At 35.6% G+C, this 19,667-nt stretch carries 10 protein-coding genes; all 10 read right to left on the bottom strand.

Annotated features, from left to right (window positions below):
* Window position 1 precedes the first annotated feature (1 nt).
* A complete protein-coding gene (locus tag GM921_RS06520; RefSeq protein ID WP_182921788.1) occupies window positions 2–1,867 on the bottom strand; it encodes an alpha-L-fucosidase in 1,866 nt (621 codons plus the stop codon).
* A complete protein-coding gene (locus GM921_RS06525) occupies window positions 1,867–3,042 on the bottom strand; it encodes an alginate lyase family protein (protein WP_182921789.1) in 1,176 nt (391 codons plus the stop codon). Before GM921_RS06525 ends, GM921_RS06520 begins: the two co-directional genes overlap by 1 nt.
* 1 nt (window position 3,043) lies before the next feature.
* The gene (locus GM921_RS06530; protein ID WP_182921790.1) at window positions 3,044–5,191 is read right to left on the bottom strand and encodes a glycoside hydrolase family 31 protein; all 2,148 of its coding nucleotides are present in this window, start codon (window positions 5,189–5,191) and stop codon (window positions 3,044–3,046) included.
* 726 nt (window positions 5,192–5,917) lie between these two features.
* On the bottom strand, window positions 5,918–8,461 hold the full coding sequence (locus GM921_RS06535; protein WP_182921791.1) for a glycoside hydrolase family 95 protein: 2,544 nt from the start codon (window positions 8,459–8,461) through the stop codon (window positions 5,918–5,920).
* 4 nt (window positions 8,462–8,465) lie between these two features.
* Complete coding sequence (locus GM921_RS06540; protein ID WP_182921792.1) at window positions 8,466–10,940, bottom strand: glycoside hydrolase family 95 protein; 2,475 nt, start codon at window positions 10,938–10,940, stop codon at window positions 8,466–8,468.
* Between the two features lie 6 nt (window positions 10,941–10,946).
* Window positions 10,947–13,229, bottom strand: coding sequence for a glycosyl hydrolase family 95 catalytic domain-containing protein (locus GM921_RS06545; protein ID WP_182921793.1), 2,283 nt, complete (start codon window positions 13,227–13,229; stop codon window positions 10,947–10,949).
* Window positions 13,230–13,307: 78 nt separating this feature from the next.
* Window positions 13,308–13,973, bottom strand: a complete 666-nt coding sequence (locus tag GM921_RS06550; protein WP_182921794.1) for an outer membrane beta-barrel protein — start codon at window positions 13,971–13,973, stop codon at window positions 13,308–13,310.
* 27 nt (window positions 13,974–14,000) lie between these two features.
* Window positions 14,001–14,852: a hypothetical protein gene (locus tag GM921_RS06555; RefSeq protein WP_182921795.1), complete on the bottom strand. Its 852-nt coding sequence runs from the start codon at window positions 14,850–14,852 to the stop codon at window positions 14,001–14,003.
* Window positions 14,853–14,939: 87 nt separating this feature from the next.
* On the bottom strand, window positions 14,940–16,502 hold the full coding sequence (locus GM921_RS06560; protein ID WP_182921796.1) for a RagB/SusD family nutrient uptake outer membrane protein: 1,563 nt from the start codon (window positions 16,500–16,502) through the stop codon (window positions 14,940–14,942).
* Between the two features lie 10 nt (window positions 16,503–16,512).
* Complete coding sequence (locus GM921_RS06565) at window positions 16,513–19,632, bottom strand: SusC/RagA family TonB-linked outer membrane protein (RefSeq protein WP_182921797.1); 3,120 nt, start codon at window positions 19,630–19,632, stop codon at window positions 16,513–16,515.
* Window positions 19,633–19,667 lie beyond the last annotated feature (35 nt).

Genomic DNA, 19,667 nt, shown 5'->3' on the forward strand with positions numbered 1-19,667 from the left:
TTTAATTTAAAGGGATTAACTGGACTTCTAAAAGTTTCATTAATTCTGTTTTTAAAATGGTAGTTGGGTTGATGGTGATATGGTGTGTGCCTTTGGCTAATTGTATTTCGCTTATGGTTTGTGTAACGACTTTAGCATCGCCAATTTGTACGTTTTGTTTAATTTCTTGTTGATCTATTTTAAAAGTATAGCTTCCGCCAGCTTCTTTACTTGCTAAATATTTGATAACGATTTTAAATTTTTGTGGCGATGTTGTTCTGAAATCCCATTTAACTTCTTGCTCTTTTTTCTCCCATCCTTCTACATAAAACCGATCTGTTTTTCCGTCGCCAAACTTAAATCCTTTGCTTAAAGTGGCATCGAAAGCTAATAATCTGGTTAAAGGAATGTTTGCACTTACATAACGTGTGTTATCGGTTTTAAGTTGTCCGTTTAAAGGGAGTACAATCACAGTATTTGCGGTATCTGGTGCGTTTTTAGGTAGGTTGATATAGAAATCTCCATCGCCAATAGCTTGTATTGATAGTTTAGTTTTTTTAGAATCGGTTAGGAAATAAGCGTTATCTAGTTTAGATTTTAAACCGCCAACGTATAGTTTTCCGTCTTTAGGCCAATTAAATACGTGTAAGTACAACTTGTTATCACTTTGTGTAGTTACACCCCAACTTTGTAATGGTAGGGTTGTTTTATGGGTTTTGTAAATACCTTCTGAGTTTTTGGTTACCCATTGTTCTATACCGCTTAATATTTTAGAATCCTTTGTATCAAAAGAACCATCGCCTTTTGGACCGATATTTAATAGGAGGTTTCCGTTTCTTGAAGCTGCTTTGGCTAAAAGCTGAATAAAAAAGCCTGGAGATTTATGTGAATCATCGTATTTACTGTAACCATATGATTCGTTTGTGGTTGGAATTGCTTCCCAATCTCCTTCTACAGGATAAAATTCTGCTGGTCGGTCTGCTGTGTTTTTATAATCGCCGAAATTAGCATTGGCGTTTCTTACCAATCTGCCATTTACTACTACATTAGGATCGGTTTCTCTGATGGCTTTTAAAATTCTGATGTTTTCTGAAAGCGGTAATTTTTGTGGTGTATCAAACCATAAGATATCTGGGTGGTATTTCGTCAACAATTCTTTTATCTGCGGAATTGCTTTTTCATCTACATATTTAACTGCTTTTGCTAATAATTCTGGATGTTCTGCATACCAATTTACGCCGCCGTATAAGCCTAAATCTCCACCTGGGTTTTTGTATTCCCAATCATTTCCTGGTGCATCTGGGTGTTCCCAATCGAAAGCATGTGAGTAGTAAAAGCCAAACTTCATTCCATGTTTTTTAGCTGCTGCAGCTAACTCTGCCATTGGGTCTCTTTTGAACGGAGTTTGAGCCATGATATTGAAATCAGACACTTTAGAATCGTACATTGCAAAGCCATCGTGGTGTTTTGCTGTGATGATAAAGTAATTCATGCCTGCTTTTTTAGCATCTAAAATCCATTTATCTGCATTGAAAAGAACTGGATTAAACTGATGAGCAACTTCTAAATAATCTTTTTTAGTTATTTTCTCTTTACGCATTAAATGTTCTGCATAACCGCCTACTTTTTTACCTTTCCATTCTCCGGCAGGTAAAGAATAAATGCCCCAATGCACAAACATGCCGAATTTGGCATCTCTCCACCATTGTATCCGCTGTTCGTGTGTTTTCATGGAAGCTGTCCACCATGTATTTACCGCATCATCAATTGCTTTTTGGTCGCGGGCTTTAGATTGGTTGAACATTTCTTTGTCTTCATCGCCAGTTACCTGACTAAACGCTACGAAATGAACCGATAACAAGATTAAGAGGATAAATATTTTCTTCATTATAGCCATATTAACGGGTTTCTAATAGGTAAGTTTCGTATTACTTCTTCAACTTTTGGTTGATGATCTAGTTTTTTCCAGGTATTTAGCCAAGTTTGGTTTTGAAATTGTTTAGCTCCAAATAGTAAGAAAGGTTGTGCTACTGGCCAGTTATCCCAATACATTACATCTTTTGGAAAAGGCCAAGTAGATTTATCGGCAACAAAAGGATACATGTATTCGATTCCCTTTTTTATGGTTCTTCCGTCGGGTAGTTTGAAAGTCCATAAATCATTCTCTTTGTCTGATAGTATTTGGCAAAGTGTGGTTATTGCATCTAAATTAAACAACGAATAACCATAGGGTTTTGTGCGTTTAAGTTCTCTAGGGAAACTACCATCTGCTGCCATTTGGTTTGGCAAAAACACGGTTTTAAAACGTTCTCTGCAAAAATTAAGCAAGTCTTTGTTTTCTGTAAGTTTAGCGAATGATGCCACTTGCATAGCCCAACAGGTGCCATGATTATTCTCTGCATTCATTTCATCTTTGCCGTATTGATGAGTTGTTAGCCATGTTAAATAGCTGGCAAACCACTTTTTAATTTCTGCAAGTGCAGCTTTATTAGCAGCTTTTGAATGTTGCATTACAAAAACTCCTTGTGCTACTTCCATTAGTTGAATGGTATCGATAATTCCAATACCTCTTCCTGTAAACCGTCCTTGTATGGCTTGTGCAAATAGAAGGTTTGGGTTCATTAATGTTTCTGAATTTACGAACCATGCTTTTAAATGTACAAATGCATGTTTAACGTATTTTTCATCTCCTGTAATTTTATAGGCTGATGCTAATGCTCCTATAATTTTACTGAAACGGATCATTGCTAGGCGATGTGCTACAAAATTATCTGGATTGGTTAATCCGTCTTTTTGAATGTAAGGTCCTTTTGGGTTGCTTGGATCTGGCCACCAATAATCTCCTTCTGAAAAGAAATCGTGTTTAGTGCCTGCACTTCTTGGTGATGTTTGCGCAGTAACTGTTATTGGTGCTTGTGTTAATGCCCAATTTGCTTCTGCTAAGATTTGTTTTCTCAGCACCTTAGTTACTTCAGTGGTGTACTTATTGTTTTTTTCTTGAGCTTTTGCTTGAAAAGCAAACACAAAGCAGAAAAGCAGTAAACAGTTGATTTTTAGCTTCATGTTATTTAGTCATAAATGTGAAACTTACTTTACCAATGGTGTTTGGTTTTCCTTTTTCTGGAGCGCTAATGCTTCCTTTTAATTGTCCGCTTTTTAAGCGTTCTACCTTAATCTTTCTCCATGATAATTGTCCTTTTTCGAAATCAAAGGTTTCTCCATCATCGTCGTATAGGTTATATTCACTTGCTTTTTCTCCGTAATGTCGGATTTCTAGATCTACCTTTTCGCCTAATTTTGGCGCATGTAATAAAGCTGGCATCATTGGGATAATTCCTCCATCTTTAACGTATACTGGTATTTTATCTAAACCAGGTGTAATGGTTATTACTTGTCCATCACCAACAAAAACACCCGTGTAGAAATCGTACCATTTACCTTTTGGTAATATTACTTTCCGTTGTGTTTGCCCTGTAAACATTGGGGCAACTAATAAATACTCGCCTGCCATGTATTGATCTTTTATTTCTTTAGAAACGGCTTCTGCGTAAGGGTTTTCTTCTAAATTAACATTGCCAGCTTCTACTTTTATTTCTTGTTTAAAACCATCTTCTAAGCTCATTGCTCTGAAAGGTGGCGTACCTTCAAAGTGGTATTTTGCAAATTCGGTGTACCAATATGGCATCATTCTCATCCGTAATAATGCATATTCTTTCACTTGTTTTTCTACATCAGGATATGTCCATGGTTTGGTACCACTTGCCCAAGCGTTAATCATCGCCATTGGCGAAAAAACATTAGATTGAAATCTTCTCAACCATTCTTCTCCAGTTTTTGAAGCCCTAACTTCAGGGGTCCACAGTACGCCAGCGAAACCGCTGTTGATGAGTGCTGTGATAAAATCTTCATGATTATAATAATCGTTGTAGATTACATAAGGAAATGAAGTGCCCCCGCCGTTAGATGCTCTTACTAAACCAAAAGTGCGTTTATTGCTATTTTTGAACATCGCTGCAGAGTAACGCTGCATTAAAAGTCCATAAGTCTGTCTCATTTGTTCTGCGCTAATTCCCGATGGGAAAGTTGCTACATCTGGCCATAAATAATGGTCGTAACCATCAACTTCGTCAATTTTATAGCCACTTATACCAATATCTACTTGGTCTTTTTTTAACTGACCGAAGAAAAGGTTTTGTGCTTTAGGCATTGTGAAATCTGGCACAGCCCCTAACCAAACGGTATGTGAGCCAGTTAATGGTCTGATATCTTTGTAAAAAGGTGCATCTGGTGATACATACGGATTGATCCAAAGATTTAAGCGAATGCCTTTTGCTAACATGCTTTTCACAAAGCTAGCAGGCTCTGCAAATCTATTTTTATCCCATGAGAAAGTACCTGGATAGGCTTTACTTTGCCAACCTGGTTCTAAGCCTACAAAATCTAGTGGATATCCTTTTTCTTCAAAACTGTTCACTTCTTTTTCTACATCAGCAGCAGTGGAACGGGTCATTACGCGTTGTGTAAAGCCCAAACCCCATCGTGGTGGTAAATAACCTCCTCCATTAAAAAGGTTGTATCTCTTTATGGCGTCTAAAGGTTTAGGGCCTGCAAACACGTAAAATTCTATTCCGGCAGCAGGAACTAAGATTTCTACTTCATCGCCATTGTTGCGAGACGACCATGTTTTATCGGAGTTTCTATCTTTTGGTGTAGGGAAATTTTTACTGTCTTTTCGCATGGCGGTGCCTGTCCATACTTTGATATATCTGGCAGAGTTGATAAAAACTCCATATCCATTTGAAGAAACATAAAAAGGTGTTGGTGCATGTGTTCGGCCATTATCTTTGCCTCCGTAATGATCTACATGTAATTCTAATATTTTACCACGTTGATGTACGGTTTGAAAATTTAATCCAAAACCATATAACTGTTCTGTTTTATCTAGCGGAATTCTTAAATATGTTTTGCCATCTACTAGTTGTGCTTTAATTGGCTGATCTGCAAATGGAAATGCGGCTGAGCCTAATTTAGTTAATGATTGGTGGTTTGGTGTAGCACCCGATGCTTTTAATAGATCATATGCTTCTGGCGTACCAAATACGCCTTTCCATACGCCAGGTTCTACCTGTGTCCACGCTATTTCTTGTGCGCTTGTGTTAAAAATTGTTGCGAAAAAAAGTATACAGCAGAGTATTACAATTTTAGGTTTCATCACAGGTTTATACATTTGGTTGTGTAACTAAAGATAAGCAAGTAAAGGATTTTTAGGTTCTTTTCATTCCGTCTGCTATACACTTTATTCAACTATATTGGCATTAAATAAAGATGATTTAAAGATAATAGGGGTATATTGTTGAATGGTTAATATGTATGGTTTTGCCATTCTGTTATACGGCTTGTCATCCTGAGCTTGTCGAAGGATCTGTTTTTAGCTCGCCGCCGCACGGGCTTGCCTCGGCTCTTGACAGCCGAAGGGTCAAGTAACTTTTTTCTTGATAAAAAAGTAACCAAAAAATCAAGGCTGTGTATCATCTCTCGGATTAAGCATTAAAACTTTTTTGGCAACAAGCAGCAGGTTCGATGAAGGATCGAACTGGCTCATTGTTTTGGAAGTGGTTTTTGAACGATTGTGGGGGAAGTTTTAATGCTTTCTCCTTCGGGATGCTACAAGGCCGGTCCTCGTTCTTGGCGGTGGGTTGTGGTTTGGGAGAGGTTGTAATGCGGCATTTACAATGGCACAATCGTATAAGCTTTAACTGTAATAAAATCAATTACATAACTTTTATCGATAGGCATGAAAGATTGCTTCGTCCCGATGAAAAATCGGAGACTCGCAATGACGACAGCTTTTATAAAGAGAAAAAATGTGGATAAAGCCGAATTGTTTGCTCTTTTATTCCGTTGGCTGAAGCCAACGGCAATGAAGTGTAAATTTTGTCTACAACGGCACAATTGTGTACGATTTGCCTTTAACCGTACTAAAATCAATTACATAACTTTTAGCAATAGATAAGTCTAATAGTTTTGCATCGCCGTTCTTTTTAAATTCTTCTACTTTTGCTACGCTATTTAGCTGATTTGAGTTAACATCTTTTGCTGTGTGAGCTGTTGTTTCTACCACTTTTACTGGAATGTTAGTTCTTAATCTACAATTACCGCCAATATTAGAAACAATGACTGCTTTAGTTAGTTTATTGTTCTTCCAGCTAATGTTTAATGTAAAATTACCTCTGGCTTTAATACCGCTAATAGCACCGATTGTCCATTCTTTTGGTAAAGCTGGCAACAAATAAAGTTCTCCATTTTGACTTTGTAGTAGCATTTCGGTGATACCTGCTGTTGCACCAAAGTTGCCATCAATTTGAAATGGTGGGTGCGCATCAAATAAATTTGGATAAGTTCCCCCTCCTGTCATGGCTACTTCTGTACTTTTAACAGGATCTATTAAGGTTAAACCTGTTTTTAAAATCTTTAAAGCATGATCTCCATCAAATAATCGAGCCCACCAATTAATTTTCCAAGCCATAGACCAGCCTGTGCTTACATCGCCTCTGTGTAGTAATGACTGTTTAGCAGCAGCTGCCAATTCGGGTGTTTTTAAAGGGTTAATTTGCTGACCAGGATATAAACCGAATAAATGTGATAAATGTCTGTGGGTATCTTTAGGGTTATCTACATCATTAAACCACTCTTGCAATTGTCCGTATTGCCCAATGTGAAAAGGGTATAGTTTTGCTTTTGCTTCGATTAGTTTTTCGGTAAACTCTTTATCTATGTTTAAAGCTTTGGCTGATGCAATGCAATCGGTAAAAAGTTCTTTAATGATACTCATGTCCATAGTAGTGGCCATGCTTATTTCGAAATCTTTTCCGTTTAGATTAAAAACATTTTCGGGAGAAGTTGAAGGATTGGTAACCAAATAACCATTTTTATCTTTTACCAGCCAGTTGAGCATAAATTGGGCAGCGCCTTTCATTAAAGGGTAACCTTTCTCTTTTAAGAAAACTTTATCGCCAGTAAAAAGGTAATGTTCGTATAAATGAGTACTTAACCAAGCACCGCCCATCGGCCATGCCGACCAGCGAGCTGCTGCTTTTGGGTCCCAATCGTACCCACCACTTGGCGATGTTTTAGCCCAAATATCACTGTTGTGATGTACTACCCAGCCATTAGTTATTCCATAATTTACCTTTGCTGTTATTGCTCCATTCTTAGCTAAACGGCCAATAAAATCAAATAATGGCTGATGCAATTCGGACAGATTCGTGTTCTCTGCCAACCAATAATTCATTTGTGTATTGGCATTTACGGTATAATTACTTCCCCAAGGCGGTTGAACAGCATCGTTCCAAATGCCTTGCAAGTTTGTTGCCTGACTGCCTTGTCTGGAACTTGCAATCATTAAATATCTTCCAAATTGATAATACAGCGTTTGTAAACCTTGATCATTTCCTGCTTGTCCTTGTTTTGATAAACGAACATTTGTAGGCAATTTGATTAAATCTGCATTTGCATTTAGGCTAAAATTTACTCGATTAAATAGTTTTTGATAATCTGCCAAGTGCGCAGCTTTGATAGTTGCGAAAGATTTAAGTTCAGCGTTTTTTAGGTTTGCTTTTGCTTCAATAGATGGGTTTACTCCTGCCAAACCAGGCGATTTATCGAAGCCGTTGAAACTGGTTCCATTTGTTAAATAGATGGTAACTGCATTTGCTTTTGAAACTTTGATTTCATTATTTGATGCTGTAACATTTCCACCTTCATTTTTAATTTTAACATGAACTTCGAATGTCATTCCCTCTTTATCATCATACACTATTTGTTGAGGTTCGGTAGCTCTGTGTGCTACGTGTTTAGGTGCTTTTCCTTTTAAAACAAGATAATTTGGTTGAATAGCATTAGTTTGGTAACGCAGTTTACTGGTCAGACTTGTTGTAAAACTGATGGCATTTTTTTGATCGGCAGTAATTCTAATGGCTAGTACACGATCTGGATAACTCACCAAAGTTTCTCTTTTATAGTTTACTCCATTAATTTGATAGGTTACGGTATGAACTGCTGTATTTAAATCTAAGGTTCGGTTATAATTTGTTGTTGTGGAGTCTTTTAATCCAAAATCTAAAAAGAGATCTGCCATGGTTAAATACCTAGCAGAATAAGTTCCCTGCATGTTTTTCCAATAAGTGGCTGCTTGTCCATAATCGCCATCGGTAACTGCCTGACGAACTTTTGGTAAAAACTCTTGTCCTTTAGGATTATTCCCTGCATTAGGATAACCAGACCAAAGTGTTGCGTTATTTAACTGAATTCTTTCTTTATTAACTCGACCAAAAACCATAGCACCAGTTTTTCCATTCCCCAAAGCCAATGCTTCTTCCCAAACTCTTGCGGGTGCAGTATACCATAGTTTGAGCGGGTCTTTCACTTGTGCTGATGCAGAAAGCGTAAAAAATATGAAGGTTAGGAAAAGGTAACGTCTCATCTATTTAAAAATTAAAAGTATACGATTTACCCGCTACAGTTTGTAAATCGTAGTCGGTTGATTTAGGGATAAGCACTTTATTTAGTTTAGCTTCTTTTGAAATTAACGGTGTTTTGATTTGCGGCATTTCATAAAAAGTATTCGAGTTCTTATTCTTCGCTAATTTAAATGGAATTTTACTTTTATCTATTTGAGAATCGTTTAATCTTAATCGACAATTACCTCCCAATTTAGATTTGATTTTTAACTGAGCTATCTTTCCGTTTTTCCAAGCAATCGCAATTTCAAAACCTCCACGAGCAATTAAGCCAGTAATTTCACCATCAGCCCATACATCAGGCAAAGCCGGTAAAATATAAACTGCGCCATCATGAGATTGTAGCAGCATTTCGGCAATACCTGCTGTACAACCAAAATTACCATCAATTTGAAAAGGTGGATGGGCATCTAATAAATTGGGATATGTACCTCCACCCTTTGTGTTTACGGTATCGAGTTTACTACCAACCAATCTTAATTGGTCTGCAATGAGTTTATACGCATGATTTCCATCTAAAAACCGTGCCCATAAATTCACTTTCCAACCCATAGACCAGCCTGTTGCTGGATCACCACGATACAATAAAGAGGTTTTTGCAGCATCGAATAATTCTGGTGTACGGTTTGGCGAAATCTGATTACTTGGATACACTCCATACAAATGGGATACATGACGGTGTTTATCATCAACACGATCTAAATCAGTTAGCCATTCTTGTAGTTGACCATGCTTTCCAATTTGCATGGGTGCTAATCTTGCTATCGTAGCACTTAATTTCTTTCTAAAATTTACATCTAAATTTAGGATTGATGCCGCTTTACTGGTTTTAGTAAACAAGTCAAACAGTAGTTGATTATCCATTGTTGTTCCTGCAGAAATAGAAACTCTTTTGCCTTCTACGTAGGTGTTTTCTGGTGAAACCGAAGGTACTACTACCAACCATTTGTGTGAAGGTTCTTCTTGTAAAACATCTAAATAAAATTCACAAGCGCCTTTTAATACTGGATAATATTGTTTTAAGAAATTTTTATCGCCGGTAAATTGGTAATGATCCCATAAATGTTGACTTAACCAATTTCCTCCCATTGGCCATAAACCTGGAAAAACACGATCAACAGGACCTGTAATTCTAAATAAGTCGGTATTGTGATGTGTAACCCAACCTTTAGCGCCATACATTACTTTCGCTGTTTCTTGTCCAGTGATGGATAAATCTTTTACCATTTTAAATAATGGATCATGCAGTTCGGTTAAATTAGTAACCTCGGCAGGCCAATAATTCATTTCTGTATTGATGTTAATGGTGTATTTGCTATCCCATGGGGGAAGTAATTTATCATTCCATATCCCTTGTAAAGTTGCTGGTTGAGTACCAGGTTGTGAGCTAGAGATTAATAAATACCTTCCATATTGAAAGTAAAGAGCAGCTAAATGCGGATCATTTGATTTGGCAAATTCTAAAATTCGTTGGTCTGTTGGTTTATTTACCGCAGCAGAAACTCCCAATTGTAATTTTACTCTATTAAAATAGTTGCGGTAGAATTGAATGTGTTCTTTTAAAGCTAAGTCGTAGTTTTTGAGCACAGCTTTATCTAAGAATTTCGCTGCTTTTTCTGTTGCATTTCCGCTGAGATCGTTATACTTTTTAAAATTAGTGGCGATGGAAACATAAACAATAGCTGAGTTGGCATTTTTTACTTCGTAGGTGTTTTGTTTAGCTGTAAGTGTACCACCTTGATTAACAACTTTAACTTGCGATTCGAATTTAATCTGACCTTTTTCTCCTTCGTGATCAGATGTGATACCGTTTAAAATTAGTTTTCCTTTATTTATTTTTTGTTCGCTTTTTTGTGGCGAAACCATTGATGTAGTGAAAGATATTTGTCCGGGTTTGCTTGCTGTTAACCTTATAATCATTACCTGATCTATAAATGAAGAAAATATTTCTCTTTTATAGTGTACACCATTCAAATCGTAAGTAACTGTTGCTACTGCTTTTTCGATATTTAAATCACGATAGTAATTAGTAGCTTTTTCATGTCCATTAAAATCAAGAAATAAATCACCTACGGTTTGATAAACCATTCCGCTATTCTTTTTGGGGAACATTTTTACATCTGCAATCGCCTGTGCTTCTTCAAATTTGCCTTCAAAAATCAGTTTTCTCAATTCGGGAATTGCTGCTCCAGACTCGGCAGTAATATTCTGATTAGGACCACCTGACCAAACTGTTTCTTCATTTAACTGCACTTGCTCTTTAGCTGGATTACCAAAAACCATGGCACCCAATCGGCCATTACCAATCGGCAATGCTTCATTCCAATTTGCCGCAGGTGCTGCATACCATAATTTTAAGGTAGCATCATTTTTTTTCTGCTGTGCAAAAATGGAGACAGAAAGGCAAAAGCAGATTATAAAAACTAAGATTTTTTTAAACATGTTGAATTACTTTTGAGTGTGTAAACCCCAATAATTGTTTTTATTATCATTTGCTGCAATGGCATTCATTACAAAAGAAGCGGGTTTAGTTCCAGTATACAAAATCACTTCCTCTCCTTTTTTCAAATCTATTGTAATTACGCCATTATCTTTTGGTGTTACTTTAAATACACGTTTTCCGGTAGCCTTTACTGGAGCAGTCCAATCTGTTTTAACCAAAAGTGGTTGACCAGCTAGGCTTTTAATTTTAACAAATTGTGTTTTACCATTGCTTCTTACTGCACTTACTTCAAATGCTCCTTTTGCTAATAATTTATCGAATGAAGCGGCTTTCCATTCATCTGGCACAGCCGGAAAAACTCTTACTACGCCATTCCAACTTTGCAATAACATTTCGTTCATGGTAGTTACAGCAGATAAAGGAGTTTCTATTACAGGACCAGCTTCCGTGTACATGGTATTAGGTTTAATGCTAAATCGTCCTTTCATCATTTCATTTAAGAGTTGATGCGTTTTATTTCCATTACCCATCATGGCGTAAATTGATCCAGAACCAGTATAAGAATAACCACGCCAAGCGCCGCTATTTTTCTCCCATTGATCTAATGAGCGTTTAATAAGCACTCTATTTTCTAACTGATCCCAGTTGATATCATAAATTGGATATACTTGTAGCAAGTGTGAATAATGGCGATGAGAGAGTGAAAAGTCTGCATCTCTACCTACTCTAAAACCTAATTTATCTTGCGGATATGGCGTTAGATTATCTACAATATCTTGCCATTTTGATGCTAATTGATCCTTTAACTGCAATTCTTTATTCATATAAAGCAGAGTTTTTGCACCCCATTTTAATACAGCCAAATCATAATTTGCATCTCTTGTAATTCCTTTTGGATATTCTGGAGAATAGGTATATGGCAAATGATATTTTCCATCACTTTGTTTATCCATTACGTTGATGTAATAGTTAATTGAGCGTTTTAAGATTGGATATAGTAATTTTAAATTCTCTTTATCCATAGTGTATTCATAAGATTGATAAGCTACATGCAATAACCAAGTTAAATTCCCTAGCTCTAACGATGCTGCACTATTGCCAATGCTATCGTTTCCTTTTACGACTTTTACTCCCCCTGTCATTGCATAAGGACCTGAACGACCAATGGCTGCCGAGTTATGCTGATAAGGTTGTGGTGCATTTTTAGAAAGATTGGACAAATTATCTTTCAGCATAATCAATAATGGTTTCGCTAAATCGACATGGTTGGAACTAAAGAAAGGATAATAGGTTAATTGAATGTTTAAGTTCCACCAGTATTTTGGCCAAGGAGATGTTTTGTACCACGGCCCCATTAAATCTATTGTATAAGCACCAACTCTGGTTGCTGATGCCATTTTATATTGTTGAATCCACCAGAAACTCTGTAAACGACTATCTGGTATAGAAATAAAGCTTTTTTGGTAAAACTGATGCCAGTAATTTCTGTGACTAGCTGTTAAAGTAGTTACGCTTTCTAATTTCAACGGTGTTAAAATAGCTTGCGCTTTTTGTTTTGATGTATTTTGAGGATAGGTATTTGCAATGGTAATTAGTAAAGTTTGGTCGTTAGTATTACCTAATTTTTTCCAAGCTGTAGTATAACTTCCGCCAGCTAACAATGGCTGAATAGTGTAATTGATATTGTTTTGTGTTGATACATTATAAGATGGATTTTCAGGATATTTTGCTGCGCTATCTTTACCTAATGTTAAATATGGGCTAATGGATTTTTCAGGTTTCCAATCCCATTGGTAAATAAGATTTTTAGTTGTAGCATTTGTTTTAAGGATAATTACATCATTTTTTGCTGCAACCAAGCCAGTAAATTGAACTACGCCTTCGGCAGTTGTGATGGTTCCTTTAAGTTCTGCATTCCATAAATCTAATCGAAGATTTACTTTTTGTATTTTACTTTTAAAACGCAAAACAAATTTCCCGATAGGCATTCTTGCTCTTCCAATAGAGGGATTGATTCCTTCACGATGATCTACCACATCGGTTCTACCTAAATCAAAACGAATGGCATTTTCATCTTCTTTGTAAACCATAACGCCCAACAATCCATTCCCTAAAAAAGCACCTTCTTCCCATTTAGTAGAAAGTGAATCAAAAACAAGATCTTGTTTTGCAAAAAAGGTTTTATACTCAATTGCGTTTTTAACTTGTGCAAATGATTGAAAACTGGCGATAATCAGCAAAAAAAGAAGCGTTTTCTTTAATCGGATATTGAAGGATTGATTTTTCATAAATGAAATAAATGTCATGATTGATAGTTAACAAAAAGGCCACCTAAATGGGCGGCCTTTTCTCTAAATATAGTTGACTTAAAAAAGATAGTTTAATGCAAAACCCGCTACTCTATTATGTGATTTGAAGGCATCATTGTTACTAATATTTGCCAAGCCAAAACCATAATTTAGATCAATGCCAATTCCATTTTTCAATCTGAAACCTGCTAAAGCATTAAGGCCATAATCTCCAGACTTTAACTCTGTAGGTTGATCTCCAAATTCTATACTTTCTGCGCTACCTCTTTTAATATAGATATTTCTTTTATCGATAGATCTAATTCTACCTCCAATAGCATACGCACCGTAAAGTCCACCACCTACATGAACAGTTCCTATTTTTACATCTTTATTGTAAAGCAAATTAACAGGAATTTCTAAGTAAGCAAGGTTAATATTACGATCTGTAGTATATGGAACTGGGTAACCGAAAGAAATACTATTATGTTGTTCTACGGATTTATTTCCTTTTACTGAAAAGTTTAAACCCGTTTGTAATGTTGTTGCTTTACCAACAGGAGTGGTTGTAAAAACTCCCAGTAAAAGCTTGGCACTTATTTTATATTCTGAACCTGGGCTAAAACTAGTTCTTGGTTGTAAAGACGGGAAATTTAAACCCGCCTTTACTCCAAATTTAGTCTTTTGAGCCATTAAGCTATTGCTAGCTATTATTATGGTTATGAGGATTAAAAGTTTTTTCATTTGTTTATATTTTATAATTAAAATGAATTATCTAGATGGACGAACTGTAACACCCCAAACATGTATAGTACCATTGGTACATTTGTAGTTAGATGATCTTACGATTAAACCTCCGTTAAAAAACAATTTAGAATCTGCCGTATTGGAAACTTTTAAATTAAACTTTCCTTCTGGATCAAAACCTGTTGGTGCTGTTCCAGTTCCAGTATAATTAAAAGCAAATACTGCTGGCGTACCTGTACTCGCAGTTGTAAAACCAGGAGTAGTTGATGGTGTAACCATATAACCTAATCGCGTTTCTTTAGTGGCAACACTACCTGCCGGAAGTAGCGATTGTATATCTACACCAGCTGGAGGTATATTATCATAATTATAATCTCCTAATCCAATTAAATACAATAGATATTTTCTTACCGTTTCCTTATCGTAATCTTTCCAGCTTTTAGTACCTGCTGAAGTAGTTGGAATTCCAGATGTAGGTGTAGTGAACTTTATAGATCCATCTGGATTTTTAACGATTGTAGGGTAATCAATAAAAAAGCAGTTTGATTGTAAGGTTTGTGAACCATTTACTCTTCTAATAGCCTCATTATGTAGAAAAATATACGTTCTATTTGGTTTTGTATACTCTAACGTATCAATTCCAGAATAGTCAATTGCTTTTTTCATCCATCTAAAAACGGTATCATTTGGATTATTTCCATCAGCTCGTTGTTTTAGATAAGCCCATGCAGTCATGTTTACATTTTCTGGTAAAATTGATTTTTTATAATCGTAATCTTGTTGAAGATCTAAACCAAACACGCTACATCCTGAGATAAATAAACTAATGGCAATCAGTACCAATAGTCCATTAAGTTTTGTTTTTATTTTTTTCATCATTATATGATTTATTTTTAATGGTGATGAAGCTATCATGAGCATTCGAAATTGATATGCTCATGATGGTTTCATGCTATAAATTTCTTAATCTGTATAAGGTGCGTTTTGAGTTAATAAAGAATTTGAGTTTAGCACGTTTCTGTTTAAGGGCCACAGATATTTTCTTTTATCGGTACCAAAACCTGTAGCATCTGCAGGTAATACTCCAGCTCTAACTTGACGAGCTTTGATAATTGGATCCATTATTTGAATTACTCTATCGGTACGCACTAAATCGAACCATCTTTTACCTTCTCCAAAAAGCTCATATTGTCTTTCTTGGATAATTGCATCTTCCAATTTAGTTTCATCTAAAACTCCAGGTGTTACAGAAACTTCTGGACTAGCGGTCGTATAATTAGCTATTCCAGCTCTAGTACGTATGAAGTTTAAATATTTTAAAGAATTTGTTTTATCACCAGTTTTATTTAATAACTCTGCATATAATAAATACATATCAGCTAATCTGTACATCGTAAGTAATACATTCGAAGTGTTAGGATCTCTATCTGCTGCATTTACTATATAACCTGTTGTACCTATAGTTCCAGTTCCTTTATAAAATTTCCAAAGACGATCTCTAGCGTCTGTTTTAGTAATATCATAAGTGGCTCTGAGTCTAATATCATTTGGATATTTTAACGGCCAATCGTAAAAGATACCAAAATCTATAACCAATGGTGTATTATTTGGGCTAGCAGAAACACCTGCCATACATGGACAGCCATTTACAACATTATCCCAATGAATACTCCAAATAGCCTCAATACTATTAGATGGATCGGTAAATATTCTATTCCAATTTGCAGCAGGTTCTAAATCTGTTATTGCAGTACCGCCATAAGTTGCCTTTGCAGGTGCTTTAGTGGCTCCTAATAAGGTAAACCATTTTTTTGCATTTACATAATCTTTACGCCACATATACACATCCATTAAAGCTGCACAAGCTGCTGCTCTTCCCATTTTAAAAACACTGTAATTTGCATTATTAACGTTATTGTAAGCAAATTCTAAATCAGGAATAATTACAGTATCAAAAATTTTGTCAACTGGATCTCTAGCTTGTTTTGCATCTAAATTAGCATCTTCAAAGGGCGCTAATTTAATAGGTGCATCACCCCAAGTTCTCACAATATAAAAGTAAGCCATTGCTCTAAGCGCTCTACTTTGTGCTAAATTATCTGTAATAATTAATGGTGTAACTAATGCTGGGTTAATCTCTGTTTTTGCAATACCAGGTAAATATTTAAGGTTTAAATTCGCAATATTAATTACCTTATACATGCTCGACCAGTCTGAAAATGGATTACCAGCAGTTAATCCATTTAATTGCAATTCTGCATAGGTAGAATTAGAGTTACCCCCTCTTTCATAATTATCCGAACGAGCTTCACCCCACATCGTGTATTTATTGTTAAACTGAGATTCTCCAACCATTGCTTGTTGAAAATTGCCATATAATGAAGCCATCGCACCAGTCATATCCTTAGCAGATTTATAAAATTCTTCTGCTCTAATGGCAGTTACTGGTGGAACTTCTAAAAACTTTTTACAGCTTCCTAACGTAATCAGTACTGTTAAAAAAGCAATACTTAATATCTTTTTCATATTCTAATCTTTATAAGCTAATGTTTATACCAAAACCAAACTCTCTACGCTTAGGGTATTTACCGCCATCGGTTCCTGGTGATAAAGGGTTGTCGTTGCTAAATTCTGGATCAAAGCCCGAGTAATTTGTCCACGTTAACAAGTTAGTTCCGTAAGCAAATACCGAAAGAGTTTTTAATTTAAATTTATTAATCAACGCAGGTTGGAATGAATAATTGATTCTTGCACTCGATAATCTCACAAAAGAGGCATCTTCTAAATAGTAGCTATTTACACCTCGTTTTTGATTTCCGTTATTATCTTTCGTTGGAAAATATGGATAAATCGCGATATCGCCTTCTTTTCTCCAAGCACCATAAATAGCTTCTGGGAATGCAGTTCCATTACTTGACCCAAAGGTTGAGAAGTTTTCTTTAAATGCGTTATATATTTGTCCTCCAATAGTAGCATTTACCATTACGTTTAAAGAAAATCTTTTATAAGAAAACGTATTTGATAAACCAAGATAAAAATCTGGTGTTGCGTTACCAATAATTGAACGATCTGCATCATCAATAAGACCATCTTTATTTACATCTAACCATTCTGTATCTCCACCTTTAAGAAAACCAGCAGGACCGCTCACTTTTTGAACTGTACCATTATAACGTTGTCCATTTAAGGTATAATATTCTGCTGTTTGCCCATCTGCAGCAACATTTACCGGCTCTAATCTTGTCCAATCTGCAGAATAAGCGTTAGATGCAGTCCATCTATAAATGCCTAACTGCTTGTAGCCATAAAAATCTCCCAATCTACCACCTGGGCTAATCAAATATCTAGTACCTGTAATAAATGGTTCATTTTTGAATAAACTTTTAACTCTTCCTTGCTCAAATGAGATATTTGCATTTACAAACCAAGTAAAGTTAGGTTTTGCTACTGGTGTACCAGAAATTGAAAATTCAGCACCATTAGTGTATAAATCACCAGCATTAACACGTACATTTTGGAAACCTGTCTCTTTAGGCAATAAGTTATCCATTAGTAGTTTATTAGTCGCTTTATGATAGTAATCTACTACCAAGAGTAATCTTCCACCAAACATACTAATATCAGTTCCTATATTGGATTGAACTGTACTTTCCCATTGAATTTTTGGATTACCTAATCTATTTGAAATTACAGCACCTGCATCTCCTAAATAACTTACATCTCCAAAACTTACCAAAGTAGCATCTTCATTGTCGCCAATACCATTATTACCTTGTTGACCAATACTTACTCTTATTTTTGCATCGTTTAGTACTTTTCCTTTAGCCCACGCCATGAATTTCTCATCAGATAAGCGCCATGCTAATGAACCAGATAGGAAATTACCCCACTTATTTTCTGGACCAAATTTAGATGAACCATCTCTTCTAAATGTGCTATTAAGAATGTATCGTCCTTTATAATTGTAACCAACACGAGCTAATAATGACGCCAATGAATTGCCACCACCACCAGAGTTACTATTTCTAATATCAATATTACTTAAGTTAAAATTTGTTACTTGCTCATTCACAAATGAACCTGGCAAAGCTTGAAGTTTTAAAGATCTATTGTTGTTTCTTGAAGATTCAACACCTAATGTTGCATTAAATTTATGATCTGTTCCAATTGTTTTATCATAATTAAGGAAAGACTGTAATGTCCAGTTAAAGCTTATTGAAGAACTTTGATTTCCTCTATTCTCATTTCCATTATCATCTAAGAACTCAGGCTGAAAATATTTATTATTGTTATTGTTTAATGATCCACTTGCTACAGTAGTAAACCTCAAATCCTTGTAAATTCTATATTCAAGGTTATTTGTAAAAGCTGCACCATAACCATCTGTTATATTAGTTTCTAACATAGCATTTGCAATCGGATTACGTTTACTAGAAGTATAACTTGTAAAAGTACCATCCGGCAAGTAAAGTCTTAAGTTGTTGGGTCTATCAAATACTGGGTTTAAAGATCCACCTGTACTCCAAGTAGATTTTTTATTCCAATTAAAGGTAATGTTGGTGTTATTTCTAAGCTTAGGACTTACTTGGAAATCAATATTCATTCTTCCTTGTAATCGTTTTGCCCAAGTATTTAAAACACTACCCTTATCGTCTAAATAATTTAAACTCGAATAGTATGTTAAACCTTTCTGTCCACCACTAATACCCAATTTTACATCATTTAAAATAGCAGTATTATCCAATAACAGTTCCTCTAAATAGTTATCTGCATTATAAGCTACGTTTAATGAATCTGTACTACTACCAGAAGTTGTGTTGTTGTTTTGAATTCCTCTCCATAAACGCAAATCTTTTGAGTTTGCTTGTTGTATGGTGTGAGCAATGTTACCTATTTTACGACCGTAAGAAACATCAACTCTAGGTTTTCCTACCTGACCTCTTTTGGTTGTTACTAAAATAACTCCGTTTGCCGCTCTAGATCCATAAATAGAGGTTGAAGCAGCATCTTTTAAAATTTCGATATTTTGAATATCATTCGGGTTAATATTAGAAATCCCATCGCTAATTACACCATCAATAACATATAATGGATTATTACCAGATGAACTAAATGTAGATGCACCACGGATTTGGATACTTCCTTCTGCCCCTGGTTCTCCATTGTCGTTAATTACTAATACTCCAGATGCTTGACCTTGAATCGCATCGTATATATTTGTTGGTTGACGTTCTGCTATTTGAGCAGCATTAATAGAAACAGTAGATCCGGTTAAATCTGATTTTTTTGACGAACCACCATAACCTTGAACTACAACCTCTGTTAATGCGCCCACATTTTCTTGTAAAACAATCGTGAGTACTTTTCTATCGCCTACAAGTTCTTCATAAGGATTATATCCTATATAGCTGAATATTAACCTTGCTTTTTGATCAGGAACTTTAATGGTAAATTTACCATCATTATCCGTTAGTGTAGAAGCGGTGCCTTCTTTAAGCTTAATACCTACTCCCGGAATGGTCTCTCCTTTAGTATCTTTAACAGTACCTGTAACAGTTATTGTTTGGGCTAAAGAAACAAGTGGAGACATAAGCAAAAGGAAAAGCAATGTTTTCCAAATGTTATGATTAATTAGTTTAGTAAATGTCTTGTCCATATAATGAATGTTTGTAATTGGTTAAATTTTGATTT

The sequence above is a fragment of the Pedobacter planticolens genome (assembly GCF_014172375.1).
Taxonomy (GTDB): Bacteria; Bacteroidota; Bacteroidia; order Sphingobacteriales; family Sphingobacteriaceae; genus Pedobacter; species Pedobacter planticolens.